This is a genomic window from Campylobacter pinnipediorum subsp. pinnipediorum (genome assembly GCF_002021925.1).
Lineage (GTDB): Bacteria > Campylobacterota > Campylobacteria > Campylobacterales > Campylobacteraceae > Campylobacter_A > Campylobacter_A pinnipediorum.
The window spans coordinates 98,832-123,941 of record NZ_CP012546.1 but is presented as its reverse complement, the minus strand read 5'-3'; the positions used below and the strand labels follow the sequence as shown (position 1 = coordinate 123,941).

Below are 25,110 nucleotides of genomic sequence, written 5' to 3'. Positions count from 1 at the left end.
AAACCTCCATTTAAAAACTCAAGAGCAAGGGTTTTTACACCCTTGCATTGATTATCAAGTCCTAAACTCACCAAGTTTAGCATTTAATGTATCTGTCATCTTATTTAGATGTTCGGCTGCTGCTGCTATTTCTTCAACACTTCTTGCATTTTCAGTTGATATATGGTTTATATTATCCATACCACTTGCTATACCATCTATGTTTTTACCTGTTAGTATATAATCTTCTACAGTTTTATCAGATAGTTTTATAGCATCTCCTATAGCAGAACTCATTACTTTTATAGTATCTTCTACATTAGCAGCAACCTTTGTAAGTTCTCCTATTTGTTTAGAGTTTTCATTCATTTGAGTGCTTGATTCTGTTATAGCTTGAACTATTACGTTTATAGTAGCATTTATCTCTGTTAAGCTCTTTTGTGTTCTTTCAGCTAGCTGTCTTACTTCATCAGCAACAACAGCAAATCCTCTACCATGTTCTCCTGCTCTTGCTGCTTCAATAGCTGCATTAAGTGCAAGTAGATTTGTTTGATCAGCTATATCATTAATTACTACAAGAACTGATTTAACTTGTTCGGCATCTTTACTTAGTTGATCTATCTTATTTGCCATATCATATTCTGTTTGAGCTGTTTGAGTTATCTCTGAAGCAAGTTCTGTTATAGCTTTATTTGCTTCATGTATGTATTCGGTTGCTTTTTGTAAATCATCTTTACCTTTTTGAGCTATTTCAACTGATGATTTCATGTTTTCTTGTATATCTGAGCAATTTTTAGATGTATCTGTAATAATAGCTGTTGAGTCTTCTACTCTTTTACCTGTTTGAAGTGATGTAGAGCTTAATTCATTTGCTATAGATGAGTTTTCACTAGATAGATGTTTGGCATCATTTATAAGCACTCTTACTTTTTCTATAAAGTTATTTATAGCATCACTAGCCATTGCTATCTCATCTTTACCTACTACTTCAAGTTTTCTTGTTAAGTCTCCATCTCCACTTGATAGGTTTCTTGCTCTGTTTATTAGTTCGTTAAGTGGTTTGGTGATTGATATTTTAACTATTACCATCAAGGCTATAAATATAAATACCATAGTAACTGAATTAACCAGCATTTGTTCTATCATACCTTGTTCTGCTAATTTTAATTCTTTATAAATATCTTGTTTTTTATTAGCCACAAATATATGACCTATCTGTTTGTTTTTAAAATCATATATAGGTAGTTTTATAACAAAATAATTTTTAGTTTCAAACACATCTTTAAGTTCATTGATTCCAACTTTTGAAAGTTCATTAATCAAATCTTTATTAATACCATCTAAATTCTGTGCTACTACATATTTATTTGATATAAGTCTTGGTGCTTGTGTTAAATTTTTTGCCACATTAAGCATAGAAGAATCAAGTCCTATAAGCATATCAACACCTAATTCTTTTTTTATAGATTTTACAACAGATTCAAAAGATTGAATCAACTCTACAGAACCTATATAATTTTTATAGTTATCAAATATAGGCGAAAGTCCTCTTAATACTAAACCAGCCTTTCCAACTTCTATACCTTTTATAGGTTTTTTTGTATTTTTTACCTCTTTAATGGTTTCTCTAAACGAACTTAAATCATCTCCTGATTTATCATTCCAATGCCTTAAAAAGCTTTTTATATCAGCTGTATGCACATGGATTTTAATATTTTTATAATCAGATGAGTCTTTTAACGAATTTGCCAAATTTAACAATTCTTTTTTTGCTATACTTTTGTCATTATACAACAAGGCGTCTATTATATATTTATTTTGCGATAAATTTATAGCACTAGTAATAGCTATCTGCTCTTTTGTCTTAAACTTTTCAGCTATAAATAACTGCAACGAAGATTCTTTTTTGTTTAACGTATTGTTTTCAATTTTTTGAATATTTTTAAAGAAAAATATAGTCATTCCGCTTAAGCCTATAACAAAAAGTATGATTATAGGTATATACACTTTCCATTTTATAGTCAAATTTCTCAATTTATCCCCCTTGTAGTAAAAAAATATTTAAAGATAATTATATTCAATTTAATAAATAAAAAATAAATATATAGACAATAATAATTTAAAAAATATAGAAGAAATAAATAACTTTTTTAAATAAGGGTTAATATAAAAAGTGTATGTAAAAACTAAAATTTCTGCTACAAAAACCCAAAAAATAAAGGTTTTTAGCTAGAAAAACACTCATGTGAAAAATATTTCATCAAATACTATCTATAATATTAGAGTCTTAACTCAATCAAATTTTAACTTAAATAATTATTAAAAAACAATATAACCATTATAATTTTAAAAATTAATTATTATAAAATATGCCATACAGTTTAATATATGATTAAAATCAATATTTTTTGTTATTGTCTATACCTTTTTTATTTTTTTATTTTATCTTGTTTCTTTTTTGCATATATATTTATAAGCTCGACACTAAGCGAAAATGCCATAGCAAAATATATATAAGCCTTAGGTATATGAACTCCGAAACCTTCTCCTATAAGGACAAAACCTATCATTATCAAAAATGCCAAAGCCAAAACTTTAATCGTAGGATTATTATCAACAAAATCAGATATAGCTTTTGCAGCAAACATCATAACGCAAACAGCTAAAATAACAGCAAGGATCATTATTTCTATGTGTTGAGCCATACCTACCGCTGTTATAACACTATCAAGAGAAAATACTATATCTATGATGGCTATTTGAGTAACAACTGATATGAAATTTGAACCCTTTGTTTCTTCTTTATGTTCTTCGTGTTCGCCATTTATACTTGAATGAATTTCCATTGTTGATTTTGCTATCAAAAACAATCCACCCAAAATAAGCACAATATCACGACCGGTTATATCAAATCCAAAAAGGCTAATAAGCGGTTTTGTTAATTTCATTATCCAAAACAAAGACAACAAAAGCAATATCCTAGTAATCATAGCAAGCCCAAGACCCACCATACGACCTTTATCTTTTTGATGTTGTGGCAATTTTCCTACCAAAATCGCTATAAAAATAATATTATCAATACCCAAAACTATCTCAAGTCCTGTAAGCGTAAAAAGCGACACCCAAGCTTCGGGCGACATTATCCATTCAAACAATATTTCTCCTTTAATATTTTAAGATGCAATTTATCAAAATAAGACTTAAAAAGCATAAAAATTACTGATTATTAATGATACTAAAATCATAAAATTCATTTTTGTGATCAGTGTTTCCAACTCTACTATATTGGAGCATAGCGGCTTTTATATTATCTATTTCTTGATATAAAAAACCAAGCGCGATTCTATTTTCTATCGCATCTGGATCACTAATACGAGTTAATTCTAAAAGTGCTATGGCATTTGCTGACTTATTTGCTCCAGTTGCAGCGACTGAAGCTAAAAATAAAGTAGATGGATCTTCAACTTTAAAATTATCTATCAAAATATTATAAATTTCAAAACTTTTATCAAATTCATTTGTAAAAAGTTGCATGTATGCCAATGTTTGAAGTAAATTCACATTTGATGGAGCATTTTTTAGTTTTTGAATAATCTTATCTCTTTCGTAAAATAAAAGCCCAGAAATTTGAAGCAATTTAGTATATTGTTTTTTAATTATACTAGCTCCATTGTAAAAGCTATCTTCATTTAAGTCTTTGTTCTTAAAGTATTTTTGTATATTTAGTGCATATGTTTTTATATCATCTGTGTCATAGTTTGCTATAAAATTTAGTATATTTGAAACTATATCATTTGGCATAAGCTCTAGTAGTTTAGCTGTTTTTTCTTTCATTACTTCATCTCTAGATGACATTTTAGCGATTATTATTTCAAAGGCTAAGTTTAAAGTGCTTTCATCTTTTGACTCTTCTAAATATCTAATCATAGATGATTGGTTTTGTGCTATCAAATCTAATAAAGAATTATAAATATTCGGGCGTTGAATATTCGTATCATTTCTTAGGTTTTTGCTAAGTTCGCTTATAAATTTTGGATTTAAATTGTTTGTTATATCCGCGCAAATAGCATGAAAAACACCAGCTAGATAGTTGGTTGGATCAAGGTGATAACTTGTGGCAAAATGTTTGAAAGCCATAGAAAAATTTCCAAGCTGTGCATATGTAAGCGCTAGATTGTAATGCAAAATAGAGTGTTTTGGGTATATGGACACAAGCTTTATAAAGTCCATATTTGACTCTTTTAGCTTGAAATTTAATGCATTTGCAATAGCATTTGATAACTCTATATTTACACTTGATAAAAGCTGTGTGTTTTGCAAATAATCATTGGCACTGGTAGTGTCATCTAAAAATATATTAATACCACCTTTTCTTATTCTTTGTATAGTTTGCTTTGCATCAAAAACTTTATATGGAGCAAAATAGAATAGTGTTTCATATCTCTTTACTTTATCAAAAAACATATCATTCTCAAAGTGTTTTTGAGCTATATTTATATCAAATAATTCTGGGTTTAAAATAGTTTTGATTTTGTAAATTTTACCAGGTAATGTTTTATCTATTTTATAAACTTCGTCAATAAGTGTTGCACTATTTGCATAATAACCAGTTTTTAAGTCTATTAAAGCACCAGTCATTCTTAGAAAATCTGGATTTGTGGTGTTTTTAGAAGCTTTTTCTAGGTATTGTCTTGCTTTGTCATAGATAGCAAGTCTTGCATAAAGCTGTGAAAGAGTTAAATTTACATCAAATTCTTTTTGTGATTCAAGTTTTTGTATAGCTTCCTTGTATCGTCCAAGCATTGTTAATATCTTGCCGCTTAGATAAAGGTATTTGTCTTTATAGTGATCGCCACTTGGATGAGATAAAGCATGAAGTGCTTCTATATAATTACCTTTATAATAATTTATAAGTGCATAATAATAATTATAAAGTGGTGAGTTTGATTCATCTTGCAAGAATGATTCGGCAAGATCTATGTAGTATTTAAAATTTTGAGTATTATTTAAATCTAAAGAACAAACGGCAGCATTTATAGCGCTAACCGTTGTGTTTTCTTTGTTGTGAATAGCTTTTAAAAAAGACTCTATAGCCTCATCACACTTTCCTTGTTTCATCTGCGAAACTCCAAGATTATAGCTTGATAAAGATTGACTCTGTGTTGCTATATTTTCATAAATTTTAAGTGCTTGAAATTTATCTCCACGCTCATAAAGTTCATTTGCTTTACTTATCATATCATCTATCTTAGAAGCTTCAAAATCCTTTGTTGGGTAGTTTTGTTCTATCTGTTTTACAAGCTGATTTGTATCAAAGTTTTGTTTTTTATCTTTTTTTGAAAGCACAACGATCAAAATAACAATCAATAGCAAGATAAAAATACCAATACCAGCAAATATGATTATCTTTTTTTTAGTTAAAAATGGCTCTTTTTGTTTTTGCTCTTGTTCTTGCTCTTCGTTTTGATCATCATCTTCTTGTAAACTTTCAATGGAGACCAATTCATCTGGCTTATCATCTTCGCTGGGCGGTTTTAAAACTACCTCATCTTCTGCCATTACATATACCTTTTAAGAACTTCTGGAATTTCTATTGTGCCATCTTGATTTTGATAATTTTCCATTATAGCAATAAGTGTTCTACCTACAGCCAAACTTGATCCATTTAGGGTATGAACTAAGGCATTTTTTGATCCATTTTTATAACGAATTTTTGCTCTTCTTGCTTGAAAATCCCTAGTGTTTGATACAGAACTTATCTCTCTAAATTTATTTTGAGAAGGTAGCCAAACTTCAAGGTCTATCGTTTTTGCAGCACTAAAACCAAGATCCCCACTACATAAAAGCATATGGCGATGTGGCAAACCAAGTGAAGTAAGCAAATCAGAAGCACAATCAACCATATCTTGAAGCGTCTTTTCACTATCTTCTGGTTTTGTGATACAAACAAGCTCAACCTTTTCAAACTGATGTTGTCTTATCATTCCCCTTGTATCTCTTCCAGCACTTCCAGCCTCTTTTCTAAAGCAAGCAGAATAACAAGTCATCTTTACAGGAAGCTCTTCTTCTGGGATGATTTCATCATTATATATATTTGTTACCGGAACCTCGCTGGTAGGTATAAGATACAAATCTTCGCCATCAACCTTATACAAATCCTCTTCAAATTTTGGAAGCTGTCCAGTTCCATAAAGTGTGTTTGAACTAACCAAAAATGGAACATTTACAAGCTCAAACCCTCTTGAATTATTAAAATCTATCATATAATTTACCAAAGCCCTACTAAGTCTAGCCATTTGTCCTTTTATGATAGTAAACCTAGACCCAGAAATTTTTACACCTCTTTCAAAATCCAAATCAAGACTTAGTTCATAATGTGCTTTTGGCTCAAAGCTAAACTCTCTTGGTGTCAATACCTCTTTTATACATACATTGTCATTTTCATCTTCGCCAAAAGGAACATCGTCATCTATTATGTTTGGGATACTATTTGCTATATCTGAAAGTTTTGCTTCTAGCTCTTTTACTATCTCACTTTTTGAGCTTATACTCTCTTTGTTTTGGCTAAGTTCTTGTTTTAGCCCTGAGACATCAGCACCACTTCTAGCCAAATTTCCAAGCTCTTTACTCTTTGAGTTTTGGATAGCTTGCAGGTTTTCAAGCTCTATTTTTTCTTTTTTTAGAGTATTAAAAGTTTGTAAAAGTGTTTCAAGTAGCTCTTCGTTTGTCTTTTTACCACGAAGTTTTTTTACAAATTCATCATAATTACTATCAAGAAGTTTTAAGTTTATCATTGTTTTTCCTTATTAATAAATTCCAGTAGTCTGTCTTATTTTTTCAAGCAAAGGTAAGGCTACATCTTTAGCTTTTTTTGCACCGTTTTCTAAGATTTTTTCTATCTCATTTGTATTATTCATATAATAATCAAATTTCTCTCTTGCATCAGCAAAATAATCCCAAACAAGCTCGTTTAAATACATTTTAAAATGTCCGTGTCCCTCTCCACCTCGCTCATATCTAGCTTGCAAATCTTTTTGTCCATTTTCATCTAAAAATAGTTTTGCGATATTGTAAATATTGCAGTTTTTCCAATCCTTTGGAGCTTCTAGTGGTTCAGAACTAGTTACGATTTGAGATATTTGCTTTTTTAATTCTTTCGCATTAGAAAATATATCTATGGTATTTTTATAACTCTTGCTCATCTTTGCACCATCAACACCCGGAACAGTCGCGACATTTTCATCAACCTTATAATTTGGAAGTTTTAAAATATCTCCGTGGTCATTGTTAAATTTCAAGGCTATATCTCTTGCTATCTCAACGTGCTGGATTTGATCCTTGCCAACAGGCACAACATCAGCACTATACATCAAAATATCAGCCGCCATAAGCACAGGATAACTAAACAACCCGTGATTTGCACTTATGCCCTTTGCTGTTTTATCTTTGTAACTATGAGCTCTTTCAAGTAACCCCATAGGTGTGTATTGACTCAAAATCCAATAAAGTTCAAGAACTTCCTTTACATCACTTTGAACCCAAAATGTTGATTTATCAGGGTTGATACCAAGCGATAAAAATGCAGCGGCAGCTTCTAGTGTATTTTGTCTTAAAGTTTTTGCTCCACTAGTTGAAGTCATAGCGTGATAATTTGCTATAAATATAAACATATCGCTATTTTCTTGTGCGTTTAGCATTTGTTTTATGCTTGCAAAATAATTTCCAAGGTGCAATTTGCCTGATGGTTGAAGCCCTGTTAATACTCTCAAATCTAATCCTTTATTTTGTTTTTTATCTCTTTTGCTATCTGTTTTAAGGTTTTGTTTTCTACACAAACCACAATATCAGCTTTTTTTTGATAAATTTCTTCTCTTTGCAAAAATAGTTTTTTTGCTTCATCTAAATTTTTTAAAAGTGGTCTTTTTTCAAAATCAGCCTTTGAATTATCGCCATTTTGCAATCTTTGTATGATAAACTCAAAACTTGATTTTAGATATATTATTTTTCCTATTTGTCTTAGGTTTTTGGTATTTACAAAGCCGCCACCGGTTGAGATAATGGCATTTGTTATATTTTTGGATAAAAAACCACAAAGCTTCTTTTCCAAATCTCTAAAGCACCCTTCTCCTTTTGTTTCAAATATCCTAGGTATGCTCATACCTTCGCTATTTTCTATTAGATTATCACTATCAAGGTTAAACATTTTTAGGCTTTTTGCAAGTTCTCTTGCGACAGAGCTTTTACCAACCCCCATAAAGCCTATCAAAACCAAGTTTTCACCCTTCATCTTCGCTTGTTTCTCCACGTTTTTTAGGTATGAATTTTATAGGAACACCGCTTAGATTAAAACTAGCCCTTAGTTTATTTGATAAGTAGCGTCTGTAGCTAAAATGCAAAGCCTTTGGTCTATTCATTATAAGTGCTATTTTTGGTGGTGCAAAAGCAAATTGAACAGCATAATAAATTTTTACAGATTTACCCTTATCGTGTGGCAGTGGGTGTGTTTTTGTTGCTTCTGATATTACTTCATTTAGTTTTGATGTTTGAAGTTTTTGTGTGAAATTCTTATAAACTTCATTTATTATAGAGTAAACCTTATGAACTCTTTTTCCACCAAGTGCTGATACACTTATGATAGGTGCATAAGCTAAGAATTTAAACCTATCTTTTATATCCTTTACCATCTCATCAAACTCTACTTGCGACTTATCCCATTTATTTAAAACGATAATTATCCCCAAATCAAACTTAGATGCAAGTCCCGCTATTCTCTCATCTAGTTCACTAAAAGGTTCTGAGCTATCAAGGACCAAAAGTGCTATATCTGTGTTTTCTAAAATTTTTTGTGTTCTATTTAGTGCATATTTTTCAATGCCTTCTATCTTGCCTCTTCTTCTTATACCAGCAGTATCTACAAACTCATAAATTTTGCCATCATGCTCATAAACTTCATTTACTGGATCTATCGTTGTTCCAGCTACATCGCTAACAACAGCACGAGAGTCTTTTACTAAGGCATTTAATAAGCTTGATTTTCCAACATTAACACGACCTATTATCCCGACTCTTATATTTTTGTTTTCAAAGTCTTGTTTTATCTCTAAATTATCATCTACTTCATCTAAAAAATCATCAAAATCATCACTTTCATCAGGAATAATCTCATCTTTTAGATGTTTTTCTATCCAATCACTAAGCTCATCTATGCCGGTATTGTGGCTAACTGATATGCTAAATACATCTTTTGCACCAAAGCTTATAAACTCCCAAGCCCTTTGTTCATCTTTTTTGCTATCACATTTATTTATCACCAAACAAATAGGTAGTTTTTGCTTGCTTAATTCATAAAAAAGCTCTCTATCTTCATCATCTGGCATCATCTTGCCATCAACCATATAAACGATAGCATCAGACTCTTTTACTTCATTTAAAGTTTTTGCTTTTACATTGCGAAACAATTCAGAACTATCATCAAGACCACCCGAATCTATAAGCAAACATCTTTTATCATAGATGTTTATCACAGCTTTATTTGTATCTCTTGTTGTTCCACTAACATCGCTAGTTATCGCAATTCTCTGTCTTGCTAGTCTATTAAACAGCGAACTCTTTCCGACATTTGGCTTACCTACTAATATAATCTTTTGCACTTTTTTCCTTTTTTAAAGCCAATATTATACAAAATTTAAGCTTTTTGTTCGTTAATTTGAGTAAAATATATATTTAAATTTAAAGGTATTATTTTGTTTCGTAAAATTATTATAAGAAATTTAGGCATTTATTATATGATTATTGCCTCTATTTTATTTGCTTTCACTGGTGCTTTTGCCAAAATTTTAAGTAGCGATTTACCATCCATTGAAGTTGTTTTTTTTAGAAATTTAATAGGCTTAATGATGATATTATATGCTATTTTTAAAAAGCCATTAAATCAAAAAGGCGGACATATATTTTTACTTATGTTTCGTGGTTTTGTAGGAACGATAGCACTTTTTGCATTCTTTTATAATATCGCTCATATAAACTTAGGAGCAGCTTTTACTTTTTCAAAAACAAGTCCGATTTTTACAGCTATCTTAGCGGCATTTGTATTTAAAGAATCACTTAGCTTTAAGGGTTGGGGAGCAATATTTTTAGGATTTGTTGGGATACTTTTTATAATTCAGCCGAATTTGGGCATAAGTAAAACAGATTGGCTTGGGATTTGGAGTGGTGTTGGAGCAGCACTTGCTTATACAAGTGTTAGAGAGTTAAAAAAGAGCTATGATACAAAGGTTATAGTTTTATCTTTTATGGGCTGGGGTTCTTTGCTACCACTTATTTTTATGGGTATGGCTGAGTTTGTTGAGTATGAGCCTATTGATTTTTTACTATCAAAATTTGTTATGCCAAATATTTGGAATTTAGCAGCAATTATAGCTATGGGAATTTTTGGACTTTTTTTTCAAGTTTATATGACAAAGGCTTATGCGGTTAGCAAAAAAGCCGGAGTTGTGGCGGCAGTTAGCTATCTTGATGTTGTTTTTACGATAATTATAGGATTTTTTATGGGCGATAAGCTTCCTGATGGATTGGCTTTTTTTGGTATAATGCTTGTTATTCTTAGTGGAATAATAGTTGTAAGGGAGAAATAATGATATTAATAGCTGGTCCTTGTGTAATAGAAAGTGAAGAGCTTGTAATGCAAGTCGCTGAAAGACTGCAAGAATTTAATGATAACAAAAATATAGATTTTTATTTTAAGTCAAGTTTTGATAAAGCAAATAGGACAAGTATTTCAAGTTTTCGTGGCCCAGGTTTAGAAAAAGGGTGCGAGATATTGGCAAAAGTAAAAGAGAAATTTGGATATAAAATTTTAACAGATATTCACGAAAGCTATCAAGCACAAAAGGTAGCACAAGTTGCGGATGTGCTTCAAATTCCTGCTTTTTTATGTCGCCAAACTGATTTGCTTGTAGCTGCAGCAAAAACAGATGCCGTTGTAAATATCAAAAAAGGTCAGTTTCTAGCCGCTGATAATATGAAATACTCAGTTAAAAAAGTGCTTGAAACTAGAAATGTAAAAGATGAAGGCTACGAGATAGCAAAACAAAACAAAGTATGGCTTTGTGAGCGTGGAAGCACATTTGGATATGGAAATTTAGTAGTTGATATGAGAAATTTACCTATCATGCGTGAGTATGCACCTGTGATATTTGATGCAACACATAGTGTCCAAATGCCGGGGTCTGCAAATGGCAAAAGTGGTGGCGATGCTAGATTTGTGCCGTATTTAGCAAAGGCTGCGGCTAGTGTGGGTGTAGATGGATTTTTCTACGAGACACACATAAATCCTTGCGAAGCACTTTGTGATGGACCAAATATGCTAGACATAAGCGAGCTTAAACATCTAGTAGAACAAACAATGAAAATAGAAGAAATTTTAAAAGGATAGATATGAACATTATAGAGGGAAAACTTTCATTAGATGGAAGTGAAAAGATAGCGATAATAAATGCTAGATTTAATCACATAATAACAGATAGATTGGTTGAAGGTGCAAAAGATGCCTTTTTGAGACACGGTGGAGATGAAAAAAATCTAAGCCTTATTTTAGTGCCTGGCGCGTTTGAGATACCTATGGTTTTAGAAAAAGTTTTACAAAGTGGAAAATTTGATGCTGTTTGTTGTGTTGGTGCTGTTATTAGGGGTTCAACTCCACATTTTGATTATGTGTCAGCTGAAACAACAAAAGGTATAGCAAATGTAACATTAAAGCATGGAAAACCTGTAAGCTTTGGTGTTTTAACAGTAGATAGCATAGAACAAGCTATAGAAAGAGCTGGAAGCAAAGCCGGAAATAAAGGCTTTGAAGCTATGGCTGGCATTATAGAAATGCTTAATCTTTATAAAACTTTAAAGGTTTAAAATGGCAACTCGTCATCAGGCTAGACAAGCTGTAGTTTCACTTTTGTATGCTTATGAAATGGGAACAGATAGTGAAGAGTTTTTGGAAGAGTTTTTGGAAGATAAAAAGATAAGAAATGAGAGAAAAACTCAGGTAGTTGAAACTTTTAATCAAATTCGCCAAAAACAAGATGAGATAGATAGTGTTTTTAAGCAATACCTTAAAGATGAAGATATAAGCAAGGTGGGACTTGTTGAAAGGTCTATTATTAGACTTGGTATATTTGAGATAAAATTTGCAGATACCGATAAGGCTGTTGTTATAAATGAAGCTATCGAACTTGCAAAAGAGCTTGCAAGTGATACAAGCCCTAGATTTATAAATGCGATATTAGACAAGGTTAATAAGTAAATGAAGCTTTGTGTAGCACTTGATATGCAAAGCTTAGATGAAAATTTAAATCTTGCAAAAGATTTAAATGGTCTTGATGTGTGGATGAAGGTCGGGCTTAGAAGCTATCTTAGAGATGGGGCTTTGTTTTTGACTGAGCTAAAAAAGATGAATTTTAAAATTTTTTTAGACCTTAAACTTCACGACATACCAAACACAATGGCAGATGCCGCTGAGGTTATAGCTGACCTTGGTATAGATATGACAAATATCCATGCAAGTGCTGGAAAAAGAGCTATGAGAGAAGTCGCAAATAGACTAAGTGCTAAGTCAAATCGTCCATTGCTATTTGCCGTATCGGCTCTTACTAGCTTTTCGCAAGATGAGTTTTTTGATGTTTATAATGACACTATAAATAACCGTGTGAAGAAATTTAGTATAGATGCTTATGAGTGCGGTCTTGATGGAATGGTTTGTTCTGTTTTTGAAAGCAAACTTATCAAACAATCAACAAACAATAGCTTTTTAACTCTAACTCCGGGCATTAGGCCATTTAAAGAGTCATCAGATGATCAAAACAGAGTAGCTGATATAAATACTGCAAAAGAAAATTTAAGTGATTTTATAGTAGTCGGTCGCCCTATATACAAGTCTGAAAATCCAAGAATGGTTACAGAAAAGATACTATCTGAGATATAAAAAATTTTAAATAAATTCAATAAATTAATATCTATAAAATATTCAAAGTGTATTGCCCTATGATACACTTTGAAAAATAATCGCAAAAAAAGATTTTAAATCTGTACCAAAATAAATATTTATTTTTATGTATTAAAATAACGATTTATTGATTATAAATTTTTTAATACTCAAATACTAAGATTCGTGGGGATATCGTGGAAAATCATAATTCCTATAGAGGACTGGCTTGGATAGGTGCCATTGTCTTTTTTATGCAAGCACTTGATGCTACTATTTTAAATACTGCTTTACCTAGTATAGCTACAAGTTTTAATGAATCTCCACTTGATGTTCAAATGTCTATCATAAGCTATGCTGTAGCTATATCTTTTTTTATTCCACTTAGCGGATGGCTTTCAGATAGATATGGAAGCTTAAATGTTCTTAGACTTTCTATAGTAGGATTTGTTTTAGGTTCTATCCTTTGTGCGATGTCTACCACTTTAAATCAACTTATATTTGCTCGTGTTTTACAAGGTGCGGGCGGGGCTTTGATGTTGCCTGTGGTTAGACTTGTTACTATAAATATAGTGCCTAAGCATCAGCTACTTGATGTGTGGAATATAATAACAATGTCTGGTTTGCTTGGACCAATACTTGGACCAATACTTGGCGGTTTATTTGTTACTTATCTAACTTGGCATTGGATTTTTATAATAAATATTCCTATAGGTATATTTTGTATAATGCTTTGCGGTAGATATGTGCCTAATTTAAAAAAATCAGTAGAAAAATTAGACTGGAAAGGCTTTGTATTATTCTCTTCTGGGCTTGTTTTTTTAACTGTTGGTCTTGATTTTATTGCAGAGCCTAGATTTTCTATGCAAAGTGCTTTTATTGTTTTGTTTTTAGGTGGGTTGCTTTTATTTTTGTATTATCTTCACGCAAAATCATTTACTCATTGCATTATATCTCTTGAGCTTTTTAGGATTAGGACTTTTAGTATATTATTGTTTGCGATTTTATTTTTTAGACTTTATATAACATCTGTGCCTTTTTTATTGTCTTTGTTGTTTTTGGTTGTTTTTCATTATGGTGCTGATGTCGTTGGCTATTTACTTGCTCCTATTCCAATGTGTGCTGTCTTGATCAAGTTTTTTATAACATATATCTTAAAAAGAATAAGTTATAAGACAGTCTTGATATCAACTTCTATATTTACTATGATTTTAGTTGCGGCAATGGGGCTATTTGATAGCAATACTTCTATATTCACAATCGTGATTTTATGTGGATTTTATGGAGCTTGCATGTCTATACTATTCACTTCTAGTAATGCATTAGCCATCATAGATATATCTGAAAACTTGGCTGGTTCAGCATCTACGCTTAGTGTTATACAGCAAATTGGCATAGGTGTTGGTATTGCTGTTGCTTCTGTAGTGCTTAAGTTTTATAGAGATAACATAGGAGATAGTGCCGAAAAACTGCAATATTCCTTTGGTTATACATTTTTTACAATAGGTGTTTTAGGTGTTTTGCTGATTTGGCTTTTGAACTATTTGCATAAAGATGATGGCAAATCTTTGCAATAATCAAATATCTTTTTCTAGCATATCTAGATCAAAAAATACAACATTTTGAAGAAGCTCTTTTTTTTCGTGGGTTATTAAAATAAATGCCTTTTTTTCATTTAAAATTTCCAAGACTAGATTCGTTTTTTCTTCATCTAGCTCTTTAAACGGTTCGTCTAGTAGATATAAATCAGCATCTCTAACAAGTATTCCAGCTATTGCAACAAGCCTTTTTTCTCCGCCAGATAGATAGTATATAGAGTTGTTTTTAAGATGTGAAATTTTTAATCTTTCAAGCATATCACTTGATAATCTCTCGGCATTTTTTGGATCTATTCCGTCTACTAAAAGTGAAAAAGCAACATCTTCAATAACACTTGGAGCTATAAATTGGTCATTGCTATCTTGAAATAGATATGCTATTTTTAGATTAGGGCGAGTTTTTATACTCTCTTTGCAGTCATCTTTTAATCCAGCCAAAAGTGATAAAAAAGTGCTTTTTCCTCTACCGTTATTTCCGTGTATTACTATTTTTGAGTCTTCTTGTATGTCTAAGTTTATGTTTTGTAAGATGGTTTTGTATTTGTATCTGAAAGATAAATTTCTAATTTCTACTAAATTTTTCATAAGTTTATTATAATCCTATATAAAATATTTAAAACACTAAGTATTAAAAGCATTATTTCGCCAAATTGTGCTTTTTCTGAATGCAAAAATGCAATTTTGTCTTTATATCCCCTTACTTTCATTGTATTAAAAATTTCAAATGCAAGGTCAAGACTGGCAACTATATTTTTGCCTATTAAATTAGCATAACATTTGTATGTAAAAAATGATGTTGTTAGTTTAACACCTCTTGCTTTTAATGTTTTTGGTATTTGTTTGGTTTTTTGTAAAAAATCACTAAATAATCTTGAATTTATTACCATTATGGCTATAATTTTTTGTGGAAATTTAAGCTCGTAAAGTGCTTTTGTAATAAAATATTGATCTTTACTAAATAGCAAACTAAGAACTAAAAGCAATATTAGATTTGATCTTAAAAAGATAATTTTTGCATTTTGTATTTCGTTGTTTATAAAATATGAAGCAACCATAAAAAGTATAAATAAATTTAGTCCAAGTAGCCAAAAAAATACTCTTTTTTTATCAGGACATAAAAATAAAAACGCAAAAAATGGTATAAAAAAGTCAAATGCGCCAAAATTATTTATATTAAGCAATAAAATATCATAAAGTATTACGCAAAGTAAGTAACAAACTGGTTTGCTCATAAAAAATCAGGCTTATATTTTAAGATAAAACGCAAGGTAAATACTGATATAAAACCCTCTATAAACATTAATGGTAAGTTAAATAATACAATCATATAAATAGCATAATCGAGTTTTGTGCTATTTATAAGTAAAATTCCACACAATAATATAACGCTTAATAAAACTGGTAAAAAACCACCTACAAAAGATACTAAATTTGTATTTTTGTGCAGTTTTGGTCTTAAAAAATACCAAACTACAACAGCTGGAAATGCCATAATAAAGGTATTTACACCAAGAACTCCTATACCTCCAAATCCATAAAGTAGAGCTTGGAAAAATAGGGCTATCATTATGGCTAAAAACGAATTTAGTCCCCCAATTGCCCCAATTAAGCCGTTAAATAAAAGGTGAACGCTTGTAGGTCCAACCGGTATGTGTATAAAAGAACCTATGAAAAACAAAGATGACAGCATTGCTATTTTTGGCATGTCTTTGTTTTTTAATTTATAAAGTGCGTAGGCGGCCAATGTCGCAGAAACAGCCCATCCTACGCTAATTATAGTGTTATTTAATACACCTTCTGATATATGCATTAGTTATCTTTTTTTCTTGATTTAATTAATGACAATACACCAAAAATTCCAAAAATAATACCAATTGTACTAAGAACGCCGAAATATTTTTGGAATACAGGCTCTTCAAATTTTGCAATTTCAAAATCATTTGCCACATCTATTTTAAATTCTTTTATATGATCGCCATGGTCACTACTAGCTGTTATTTTAACATTGTAAGTTCCGGCAGATTGTGGTAAAAATGCAAAACTACCTTTGTTGTCCATTCTGCTATTTACAAATGCGAGAGCAGAATCTCCCTCAAAAATTTCAATCTTTGCATATGCAGCAGGTACGCTTTTTGTGAAATTTGCATTTATTATTATAGCTTTTCCCTCTTTTGCCTCATAAAAAAGACCATGTGAAAACAAAAAAGAGCAAATAAATGCTAACGCGACAAAAAATTTCACTATTTTACCTCAAAAGATATAGAGCTTTGGATAAATAAAGTATGTGCATCTGGGTCATTAAATAATGGCTCTTCGCCTCTTGCTGCAATTATATTTAGCCCTTTTTCTTTGATAGGAATTAAAGCTATACCAAATTCATTGGTTAAATTATCAAGGTCTTCATTTGCTGTTTCAAATGCTACGCCTTTTGCTGGCTTGCCATCTTTTAATACCAAAACAGGTAAAGAGTCACCAACTTTAACTTTTAAAGGATCGTTTAGCGCTATTACTTCTAGTTTTAAACCTATCGGATCTAAAAATTTCTCGTTCCAAGAAAAATATGTTTTTCCTATTTTAACACTCTTGATGTCATCAAACACAACATCATCTATTTTTGTTTTATTTCCATTTTTGTATCCGGTATCTGTTTGAATCCAGTATTTTGCATCAAAAACTGTTACCATTATGGCAGGTGCTTTTTCTGTTAGAATTTCAGGTTTTTTCGAATCATCGTTATAATTATATTTTATACCTGTTTTTATTCGATCTAAATTTTCATCGTAAGCTTTGGCTCCAAGAAGTTGGTTTGAGTTATAATCGTCAAATTGCGTGTGTGCCCAGAATTTAGCTTCAAATTTATTTTTTCCAACACTGCTTGCTATAATTTGGTGAGCATTTGCATTTACGGCAAAACCTAGTGTTGCAACAACGGCTAAAGATAATATTTTTTTAAGCATTTTGAGCCTCCAAATAATAAATTTTTTAAAATAGTATTATAAAACCACAAAGTTTAAAAAGTTATTAAACAATAAAGCCTGCTATTTTAAGTCATTTTTAGTAAATACTAACTTTAAATTCTAATTTTATAAATTCAAATATTTATTAAAATATAAAATTAATATTTTTTTATAAAGATAATTTTTATTATTTTTATAAAATTGCTTTTTTATATAGTATAATTAGATATGTAATTTTTTAATAACAAGGAGGAATTATGAGAATTATTCATGCAGATGAAATAAAAAAGGTTGTAAGTGAGCTTTGTAAACAAGCCTGCTATGTTATTACTCCTGATATGAAAGAAGCTTTTATAAAAGCCAAACAAACAGAAACATCACCTTTAGCAAAGGATATTTTGTCTAAATTGTTGCAAAACTCAGAACTAGCTGAAAAAAAAGTAGCCCCAATATGTCAAGATACTGGGATGACTGTTGTATTTTTGGAGATAGGACAAGATGTAAAAATAGAAGGTGAATACATAGAAGATGCTGTAAATGCTGGTGTGGCTGATGGTTATGTTGGTGGTTATTTGAGAAAATCAGTTGTTGCTGAACCACTTTTTGAAAGAAAAAATACTACAAATAATACCCCAGCTGTTATAAACACAAAAATAATCCCCGGCGATAAAATTAGAATAAAAGTAGCGCCAAAAGGATTTGGTAGTGAAAATAAGTCTATTTTAAAAATGCTTGTTCCTGCTGACGGAATAGAGGGTGTTAAGAAAGTTTTCTTAGATGCTGTAAAGTTGGCTGGTCCAAATGCTTGCCCTCCTATGGTTATTGGTGTTGGAATAGGCGGCACTATGGATAAAGCTACTCTTTTAGCAAAACATGCTGCTGTTCGTTCCATTGATAGCAAAAATAGCGATGAAAGATATGCAAAACTAGAAGAAGAGTTGTTAGAACTTGCTAGAAAAACAGGCGTTGGCCCTCAAGGTTTAGGTGGAGATACTACAGCTGTAAAGGTAAATATAGAATGGTATCCAACCCATATCGCAGGACTTCCTGTTGCCATAAATATAAATTGCCACGCTGCTCGCCACGCTGATGCTGAAATTTAAGGAGTTTAGTTATGTCAGATATAAAAAAAATACAAGTACCATTTGATAAAGAGGTAGTAAAAAGTTTAAAAGCTGGAGATAATGTTTTGATATCAGGGACTATTATTGCTGCAAGAGATGCTGCTCACAAGGCTTTGATAGAGACATTACAAAGAGGTGAGAGTTTGCCTGTAAATTTAGCTGGAGAGACCATATACTATCTAGGGCCAAGTCCTGCTAAACCAGGAGATGTCATAGGCGCAGCAGGTCCAACAACAAGTGGCAGAATGGATAAATACACACCTACTATGATAAATGAAATTGGTATAAACGGCATGATAGGTAAAGGATACAGATCGCAAGAAGTTATTGATGCTATGAAAAAATCAAGTTGTGTATATATGGTTGCTATAGGTGGCGCTGGTGCTTTAATAAGTCAGAGTATAAAAAAATACGAGATTTTAGCCTATCCTGAACTCGGACCAGAAGCAATAGCAAGACTTACGGTTGAAGATTTTCCGGCTATAGTTGCGATTGATTGTGAAGGTAATAATTTTTATGAAATAGGACAAAAGCCTTATAAGAAGATATAAACAAAGAACAATGTCTTTGATGTTTAATCAAAGACATTTAAAAAAATCATTATTTTTCTATAACCAAGCTCATATCAACTTTAGCTTCACTCCAAGTTTTTCCGCTATGTAAAGCTTTGCACTCTTGCGCAAACTTATTGAAAGTTTCATTTAAACTAAAATCAAGAACATCTATAACAGCACTAGCTGATAACTTTCCATCTTTTACTTCATAAGGAGCATTGTAAGTTTTTGTTACTCCATTTGCTGTGATTTCAAGAGCAAATTCGCCCTTATTCTCATCACCTTTTACATCAACGATTTTTGCCATTATTGCTTCATTTTTGAAAATAGAAGCAATTCTTTTGTCGCGAAGTGGATTTTTTGTAGTTAAACCAGCTGATTCTATCTTTATGTCAATTGTTTTAGCAAAGTCAACAAAACTATCTTTTTTTTCTGATTTAAACTCAAATTTTTTAAATGTTCCGCCAACAGCAGTCTTCTTTTCTGTTTTATATCCTGTAAAGCTTAGCTCAGGATCCATTTTTGCATTAAAAGCAAACGCACCAGTAGCAAATAAAGATGCTACAACAACACTAGAAATAATTTTTTTCATTTTCCATCCTAATATTAAAAATAAGTATCAAGATTATACAACGAATAAAATAATTATTTTCTTAATTTGTATTTTTTATTAAAAAATAAAGCATTAAATTTAAATAAAAATAATGTAGATGGTGGCTCCGAATGGACTTGAACCATCGACCACTACCATGTCAAGGTAGTGCTCTACCAACTGAGCTACGGAACCACAAAATAAGTCTTGTATTGTATTAAAAAAATCTTTTTGTAAAGCTTAATCCTATGTCCAAATAAGACAAAAATCAAATCGAGTTAGCAATAAGCAACTATTTGATTTAATTATTACATAAAATTTTAATTATAGCTTGTGGTAAAATTTCATGCTCTATGCTATGTATAGCATTAGCCCAATCATCTAAACTCATTTGCGATTTACGTTCAAAAGCTCTTTGGGCTATAAGTTTTCCGCCATCAAGCTCTTCACTAACCCAATGAACACTCACACCACCAACTTGCATATCACTATCAAAACTCTCTTGTATAGCATGCGCACCCTTAAAAAGCGGAAGTATAGATGGGTGTAAATTTATCGCTTTTATTTGAGTTGTAAAAACACTTGTTAAAATTCTCATAAATCCAGCCAACACGACCAAATCTATATCTTGTTTTTTTATCTCTTCTACTAAAGCCGCATCAAATTCTTCTCTTGATGAAAAATTTTTATTTTCTATTATCTTGGTTTCAAGTCCATATTTTTTTGCTCTTTGTATACCATAAGCATCAGCTTTATTGCTTATACACAAAGCAACCTCAATCTTTACACCATTAAATACTTTGTTGTGAACCTTATCCAAAATGGCTTGCAGATTTGAACCACTACCACTAAAAAGCACTGCTATTTTTTTTGTAAGCATTTTATTCCTTTTATGATATTATTTGGGTTTAAAGCATAGTTATTTATCTTTTGTTTTTTTGCTGATAATGCATGTGCTAAAGTGCCATTTATTGCAGCTTTTAAAGGCGAATAACCCTGAGCTAAAAGCCCAAGTATAATGCCTGATAGCACATCGCCACTACCACCTTTTGCAAGAGAGCTTGATCCAAAAGGCATTATAAATAATTTACCATTTTTTGCAATGATAGTATTTGCACCTTTTAGCACCAAAACACATTTAAATTTTAAGCTAAACTTCTTAGCATACTCAAACCTATTTTTTTGAAGCTCATCAACACTAATATCAGCCAAACCACCAAGTTTAAGCAATGAACAAAATTCTTTTGGGTGCGGTGTCAAAACTATCTTTTTGTTTTGTTTTAAAATATCAAAAGTAGCCTTACAATGACACATCATAGCATCCAAAACAAGACTTTTATCCATAAGTGTATTTAAGTTTAAGCTTGACACATCTTCAATACTAAGCCCCATTCCAATAGCACCTGCATTCATTTTTTGACCTATTTTATCTGTTTGCATAAGATAGTTTTTTATGATTTTATTTCTACCTATCACACTAACAAGTCCGGTACCTATGCTAAATGCTGCTTTTGCACAGATTTCACTAGCGCCTGATAGCTTACCACAAACAACAAAAGCATGTCCGAAATCGCCCTTATTTACACAAAGTTTTTTTCTAAATGGTAATTTTAGGTCTCTTTTTTGAAGCAAAAAAGTATCTGTTTTTGTTTGAAATTTATCTTTGCAAATACCTAAATTTGCAACTTTTACCCTGCCGACATAATCTTTTGCTTCATCTAAAAAACATCCAAGCTTTAAAGCACCCATACAAATAGTAGTATCAGCTTTAAAACACTCGCCTAAAATATTTCCATTCTCACTCAAACCGCTTGGAATATCACAAGCTACCTTGTATGCTTTTATTTTGTTTATTTTTTTTAATAGTTTTTTATGCTCTTTACTAAGCTCTCTATTTAGTCCGGATCCAAAAAGACCATCTACTATACACTTTGATTTTTTGATTTTTGTTGTTAATTTAGCTCCAGCTTTTTTGGCTATCTCTAATTGCTTTTTAGCCAATGGTTTTAAGCTTGAGGATGCTAAAAATATCTTTGTTTTATAATCCCCCTGAAGCATTCTAAGGGCTGCAAAAACATCTGCCGCATTGTTTCCACCGCCACAAATTCCGAGAATTTTACTACCTTTTTTTATCTTTTTACGTATGTGATTTGCTATAGACAAGGCTGCATTTTCCATTAAAATTTCACTTTCAAGTCCAAATTTTAATGTAGCTCTTAAGTCAAGTTCGTTTGTGTTTAAAAATAATTTTTTCAAGGCTTAATCCTTATTTCTAAAACTCAAAGCTTCCAAAATATGTGATTTTGATATATCGTTTTTAAACTCAATATCAGCAATACTTCTAGCTACTTTTAAAGTCTTTTTTATACCTCTTTGAGATAAATTATACCTTGTTATTGCCTTATTTAAAATATTTTTTGCCTCATCATCAAGACTACAAAACTTATCAACATCGCTATCTTGCAATTTTCCGTTAAATTCAATCTGCCCTCGTTGCTTTTGAAATTTAAAGGCATTTAATACCACTTCGCTCATCTGTCTTGAAGTAATATCTGATTTATCGGTTTTACTAACCTCATCCATTTGGACATAAATGTCAATTCTATCTAAAATAGGCTCTGAAAGTTTTGACTTATACTGCTTTATCTCTCTTTCGCTACATCTACAATTTAAGTTTTTAGATAATAAATTTCCACAAGGACAAGGATTTAAAGCAGCCACAAATGTAAATTTTGTATCATAAGAAACTTTTGAGTTTACCCTTGAAATATTTATTTTATAATCCTGCAAAGGCTCCCGCAAACTCTCTATAACCTGCTTTGAAAAATAATTAAACTCATCAAAAAACAAAATACCGCCATTAGCCAAAGCCACCTCGCCTATCCTAGCAACACTGGTTCCACCACCAAAAATAGAGCTTTTTGTTGATGTATGATGTGGACTTCTAAAAGCACGAACACTACTAAACTCGCTATCTTGCATATTTAAAGAACGATAAGCCGCTGAACTTAAAACATCATCTAAACTTTGAGGCGGAAGAATATATAAAAGTCTTTTAGCACACATACTCTTACCACATCCTGGACTTCCTTCAAATATTATATTATGCATACCGACAGCCGATATAAGACAAGCTCTTTTTGCCCTTGTTTGACCCAAAACATCTTTAAAATCTAGCTTAAAATCTAAATTTGGAAGATATTTTTTACCATTTATATCAATTATATTTTTAAAAACCGGATGCGTATTTTTAAACTTACAACTTTGTGCATAGTCTTTATCTATGAAAAAGTTAATAGCATCTTCGAGCTTATCAACACCATAAATTTCTAAATTTTGTATCTCACTTGCCTTATCCGCTATGGATTTTGGGACTAGAACCTTTGCATTTTTAACCTTAGTGCTTAAAAAAAGAAGTATTGAAAAAAGATTTGTTGTGTTTTTAATACTTCCATCAAGTCCAAGTTCTCCAAAAACAAAAATTTTATCAAGTTGTTCTGATTTTTGAAGTGCTATTAAAAGAGCTATTGATAGATCAAAATGTGAACCATTTTTGGATATATCAGATGGAGATAGACTGATAGTAATTTTTTGAGATGGAAACGAAAACCCCAAAGATAAAAGTGCTGCCTTTACACGCTCCGTGCTTTCTTTTATACTTGCACCAGCTAGCCCTACTATGTTAAACCCCGGCAACCCCCTAGAAAATACAGACTCTACTTCTACAATTTTTAAACCATCTAAGTATGTTGCGCAGTATAGGGATTTCATATATGATTAGCTATGCTCTTTTGGCTTTTGTTTTTTGCTATTTTTAAACTCTTTATCAAATTTTTTACGTTTAGTAAATCCTATTTTTTCTATAAACAGATGACCATCAAGATGGTCGTTTTCGTGCTGAAAAGCAATAGCCAACAATCCATCAGCTTCTATAGAATGATGATTTCCAAAACGATCTTGATAAGATACTTTTATCCATTCAGCCCTTTTTACTTCTTCGTAAAAATCTGGCACACTAAGACAACCTTCTTGAAAAATACTTTCACCTTTTTTGTCTTCAAAAACAGGATTTATAACCTCTATAAGTTCATTCTTATCTTGAGTGCCGTCTTCATTAACTAAATTTATAATAAAAATACGTTTTGCAACGCCTACTTGAATAGCAGCAAGACCTATGCCTAATTTTGCTATCATCGTATCATACATATCATCAAGAAATTTATGTAATTTATCATCAAATTCTGTAACGTCTTTTGAGACTTCATATAATTTTTTATTAGGGTATGATAAAACTTCTAAAATCACTAAAATTACTCCAAAATTATAGGTTCATCTTCATTAGCAACTTCAATACTATCTAAAGCCTTTGATAGCATCTCTTCCATACTTAAAGAATTGGCGCCAAGCTCACATGCAACCATACAAAGCTTAGCATACACATCATTGTCATTTATACGTTGCTTTACTGAACTTATCAACTTGGAAAGCCTATTGCAAGCAAGTTTTGCACCATTTATGTCAGTATGTTTCATAATAACGACAAAATACCCATCACCATAGTGTCCAACAACATCACTACGTCTAGATACCTTTAAAAGAAGTTTGGCGATATTTTTTAAAAAGTTGTTTTTTTCTTTTAAATTTTTCATACCAAAAAGTATTCTTTCACTAACTTTAACAATTAAAAATGAAGATTTGTAACCATAACGCCTAGATGTATCTAGCTCCATTTGCATAGTGTTTATTATAAACTTTCTATTATATATCTCATATCTAGAGTCGTATACAGTTTGTTCTTCTATAGTTTTTAAAATTTTACCTATTTCATTATAATTTGTTTTAATTACTTCTATATGCTTATCCATCAACGTAAAAAGTTTAGAAATATCACAATTAAAAGAAGAAACCACATTTTGAACAGCTAGGATATCTCTATTGCTTTTTAATATAGTTAAATTTTTTTTTGTTATACCTTTCATTAAGCCTATATTTTTATAAATTAAGGCAACAGCTTGAAGCATACTTTTAATCTGAACAAAACCTTGTTTTATCTCTTTTTCTATACATATGCTACTTTCTGGCATTTTTTCACCAAATTCTTCATAAAATTGAAGCGAATCTCCTAATTTTTTTTTAAAATCAGGAGATTTTTGTTCAAGTAGTTTTTCAAAATATATAGAATAATTACTAGGTATAGATGAAATGTTATCTTTATTTAATTGCTTTAATACATTTTCCGAAAATTTATATATATCAACATCTTCCAATTTATCACTTTTATTATTTAGTATCTGATATTTTGGCTTAGAATCTGTTGTTTGCAAAGTTAT

The 25,110-nt window shown here is 31.1% G+C and carries 25 protein-coding genes, 1 tRNA gene and 2 pseudogenes; 8 read left to right on the top strand and 20 right to left on the bottom strand.

Features of this window, described 5'->3' with window-relative positions:
- Window positions 1-54: 54 nt before the first annotated feature.
- From CPIN17260_RS09620 to der, 8 genes and pseudogenes are all read right to left on the bottom strand, one after another.
- Window positions 55-1,050: pseudogene (locus CPIN17260_RS09620) on the bottom strand (methyl-accepting chemotaxis protein); the annotation flags it as partial.
- A 138-nt stretch (window positions 1,051-1,188) separates the two neighbouring features.
- Window positions 1,189-1,941, bottom strand: a pseudogene (locus CPIN17260_RS09615) (cache domain-containing protein); the annotation flags it as partial.
- Window positions 1,942-2,408: 467 nt separating this feature from the next.
- Complete coding sequence (locus CPIN17260_RS00575; protein ID WP_069637046.1) at window positions 2,409-3,134, bottom strand: TerC family protein; 726 nt, start codon at window positions 3,132-3,134, stop codon at window positions 2,409-2,411.
- Between the two features lie 61 nt (window positions 3,135-3,195).
- Window positions 3,196-5,538, bottom strand: coding sequence for a tetratricopeptide repeat protein (locus CPIN17260_RS00570; RefSeq protein ID WP_078440396.1), 2,343 nt, complete (start codon window positions 5,536-5,538; stop codon window positions 3,196-3,198).
- Window positions 5,538-6,773 carry a serine--tRNA ligase gene (gene serS / locus CPIN17260_RS00565; RefSeq protein ID WP_078415138.1) on the bottom strand — a complete coding sequence of 412 codons (1,236 nt, stop codon included), beginning with the start codon at window positions 6,771-6,773 and terminating at the stop codon, window positions 5,538-5,540. Before serS ends, CPIN17260_RS00570 begins: the two co-directional genes overlap by 1 nt.
- Before the next feature lie 12 nt (window positions 6,774-6,785).
- A complete protein-coding gene (gene trpS / locus CPIN17260_RS00560) occupies window positions 6,786-7,748 on the bottom strand; it encodes a tryptophan--tRNA ligase (protein ID WP_078398213.1) in 963 nt (320 codons plus the stop codon).
- Between the two features lie 2 nt (window positions 7,749-7,750).
- Window positions 7,751-8,266: a shikimate kinase gene (locus CPIN17260_RS00555; RefSeq protein WP_069637049.1), complete on the bottom strand. Its 516-nt coding sequence runs from the start codon at window positions 8,264-8,266 to the stop codon at window positions 7,751-7,753.
- The gene (der, locus tag CPIN17260_RS00550; protein WP_078415137.1) at window positions 8,256-9,629 is read right to left on the bottom strand and encodes a ribosome biogenesis GTPase Der; all 1,374 of its coding nucleotides are present in this window, start codon (window positions 9,627-9,629) and stop codon (window positions 8,256-8,258) included. The genes CPIN17260_RS00555 and der overlap by 11 nt, the downstream gene beginning before the upstream one ends.
- A gap of 93 nt (window positions 9,630-9,722) precedes the next feature.
- Between der and CPIN17260_RS00545 the strand changes: the two genes are divergently transcribed.
- From CPIN17260_RS00545 to CPIN17260_RS00520, 6 genes are all read left to right on the top strand, one after another.
- Window positions 9,723-10,613 (top strand): DMT family transporter, encoded by an 891-nt coding sequence (locus CPIN17260_RS00545; RefSeq protein WP_069637051.1) that lies wholly within the window; start codon window positions 9,723-9,725, stop codon window positions 10,611-10,613.
- Window positions 10,613-11,413: a 3-deoxy-8-phosphooctulonate synthase gene (gene kdsA / locus CPIN17260_RS00540; RefSeq protein ID WP_078387314.1), complete on the top strand. Its 801-nt coding sequence runs from the start codon at window positions 10,613-10,615 to the stop codon at window positions 11,411-11,413. The genes CPIN17260_RS00545 and kdsA overlap by 1 nt, the downstream gene beginning before the upstream one ends.
- Window positions 11,414-11,415: 2 nt before the next feature.
- Window positions 11,416-11,886 (top strand): 6,7-dimethyl-8-ribityllumazine synthase, encoded by a 471-nt coding sequence (ribH, locus tag CPIN17260_RS00535; RefSeq protein WP_069633082.1) that lies wholly within the window; start codon window positions 11,416-11,418, stop codon window positions 11,884-11,886.
- 1 nt (window position 11,887) lies between these two features.
- Window positions 11,888-12,277: a transcription antitermination factor NusB gene (nusB, locus tag CPIN17260_RS00530; protein ID WP_078440395.1), complete on the top strand. Its 390-nt coding sequence runs from the start codon at window positions 11,888-11,890 to the stop codon at window positions 12,275-12,277.
- Window positions 12,278-12,955 (top strand): orotidine-5'-phosphate decarboxylase, encoded by a 678-nt coding sequence (gene pyrF, locus CPIN17260_RS00525; RefSeq protein ID WP_069633084.1) that lies wholly within the window; start codon window positions 12,278-12,280, stop codon window positions 12,953-12,955.
- Between the two features lie 197 nt (window positions 12,956-13,152).
- Complete coding sequence (locus tag CPIN17260_RS00520) at window positions 13,153-14,532, top strand: MFS transporter (protein WP_226996953.1); 1,380 nt, start codon at window positions 13,153-13,155, stop codon at window positions 14,530-14,532.
- Here the strand turns inward: CPIN17260_RS00520 and CPIN17260_RS00515 are convergent, their stop codons facing one another.
- Genes CPIN17260_RS00515 through CPIN17260_RS00495 form a run of 5 tightly spaced genes read right to left on the bottom strand, consistent with a single transcriptional unit; the run spans window position 14,533 to window position 17,510 of the window.
- Window positions 14,533-15,138 carry an ABC transporter ATP-binding protein gene (locus tag CPIN17260_RS00515; protein ID WP_069633085.1) on the bottom strand — a complete coding sequence of 202 codons (606 nt, stop codon included), beginning with the start codon at window positions 15,136-15,138 and terminating at the stop codon, window positions 14,533-14,535.
- Window positions 15,135-15,785: a CbiQ family ECF transporter T component gene (locus CPIN17260_RS00510; RefSeq protein ID WP_078415135.1), complete on the bottom strand. Its 651-nt coding sequence runs from the start codon at window positions 15,783-15,785 to the stop codon at window positions 15,135-15,137. Before CPIN17260_RS00510 ends, CPIN17260_RS00515 begins: the two co-directional genes overlap by 4 nt.
- On the bottom strand, window positions 15,782-16,363 hold the full coding sequence (gene cbiM, locus CPIN17260_RS00505) for a cobalt transporter CbiM (RefSeq protein WP_069633087.1): 582 nt from the start codon (window positions 16,361-16,363) through the stop codon (window positions 15,782-15,784). The genes CPIN17260_RS00510 and cbiM overlap by 4 nt, the downstream gene beginning before the upstream one ends.
- The gene (locus CPIN17260_RS00500; protein ID WP_069633088.1) at window positions 16,363-16,794 is read right to left on the bottom strand and encodes a hypothetical protein; all 432 of its coding nucleotides are present in this window, start codon (window positions 16,792-16,794) and stop codon (window positions 16,363-16,365) included. Before CPIN17260_RS00500 ends, cbiM begins: the two co-directional genes overlap by 1 nt.
- Window positions 16,794-17,510 carry a DUF4198 domain-containing protein gene (locus CPIN17260_RS00495; protein ID WP_078415134.1) on the bottom strand — a complete coding sequence of 239 codons (717 nt, stop codon included), beginning with the start codon at window positions 17,508-17,510 and terminating at the stop codon, window positions 16,794-16,796. Before CPIN17260_RS00495 ends, CPIN17260_RS00500 begins: the two co-directional genes overlap by 1 nt.
- A 257-nt stretch (window positions 17,511-17,767) precedes the next feature.
- Here CPIN17260_RS00495 and CPIN17260_RS00490 point away from each other — a divergent pair, with 257 nt between their 5' ends.
- On the top strand, window positions 17,768-18,613 hold the full coding sequence (locus CPIN17260_RS00490; protein ID WP_078415133.1) for a fumarate hydratase: 846 nt from the start codon (window positions 17,768-17,770) through the stop codon (window positions 18,611-18,613).
- Between the two features lie 11 nt (window positions 18,614-18,624).
- Window positions 18,625-19,185: a Fe-S-containing hydro-lyase gene (locus CPIN17260_RS00485; protein ID WP_069633091.1), complete on the top strand. Its 561-nt coding sequence runs from the start codon at window positions 18,625-18,627 to the stop codon at window positions 19,183-19,185.
- 49 nt (window positions 19,186-19,234) lie between these two features.
- On the opposite strand, the gene CPIN17260_RS00480 is transcribed toward CPIN17260_RS00485, so the two are convergent.
- The 7 genes from CPIN17260_RS00480 to CPIN17260_RS00450 form a co-directional block, all read right to left on the bottom strand.
- Window positions 19,235-19,780 carry a YceI family protein gene (locus CPIN17260_RS00480; RefSeq protein WP_069633092.1) on the bottom strand — a complete coding sequence of 182 codons (546 nt, stop codon included), beginning with the start codon at window positions 19,778-19,780 and terminating at the stop codon, window positions 19,235-19,237.
- A gap of 119 nt (window positions 19,781-19,899) precedes the next feature.
- Window positions 19,900-19,975: transfer RNA gene (locus tag CPIN17260_RS00475), tRNA-Val, on the bottom strand.
- Window positions 19,976-20,081: 106 nt separating this feature from the next.
- Complete coding sequence (gene purN, locus CPIN17260_RS00470; RefSeq protein WP_078440394.1) at window positions 20,082-20,660, bottom strand: phosphoribosylglycinamide formyltransferase; 579 nt, start codon at window positions 20,658-20,660, stop codon at window positions 20,082-20,084.
- Window positions 20,642-22,036 carry an NAD(P)H-hydrate dehydratase gene (locus CPIN17260_RS00465; RefSeq protein WP_078440393.1) on the bottom strand — a complete coding sequence of 465 codons (1,395 nt, stop codon included), beginning with the start codon at window positions 22,034-22,036 and terminating at the stop codon, window positions 20,642-20,644. The genes purN and CPIN17260_RS00465 overlap by 19 nt, the downstream gene beginning before the upstream one ends.
- 3 nt (window positions 22,037-22,039) lie before the next feature.
- Complete coding sequence (locus tag CPIN17260_RS00460; protein WP_078415131.1) at window positions 22,040-23,551, bottom strand: YifB family Mg chelatase-like AAA ATPase; 1,512 nt, start codon at window positions 23,549-23,551, stop codon at window positions 22,040-22,042.
- Between the two features lie 6 nt (window positions 23,552-23,557).
- A complete protein-coding gene (gene def, locus CPIN17260_RS00455) occupies window positions 23,558-24,085 on the bottom strand; it encodes a peptide deformylase (RefSeq protein WP_069633096.1) in 528 nt (175 codons plus the stop codon).
- A gap of 5 nt (window positions 24,086-24,090) precedes the next feature.
- Window positions 24,091-25,104 carry a GGDEF domain-containing protein gene (locus tag CPIN17260_RS00450; RefSeq protein WP_226996950.1) on the bottom strand — a complete coding sequence of 338 codons (1,014 nt, stop codon included), beginning with the start codon at window positions 25,102-25,104 and terminating at the stop codon, window positions 24,091-24,093.
- Window positions 25,105-25,110 lie beyond the last annotated feature (6 nt).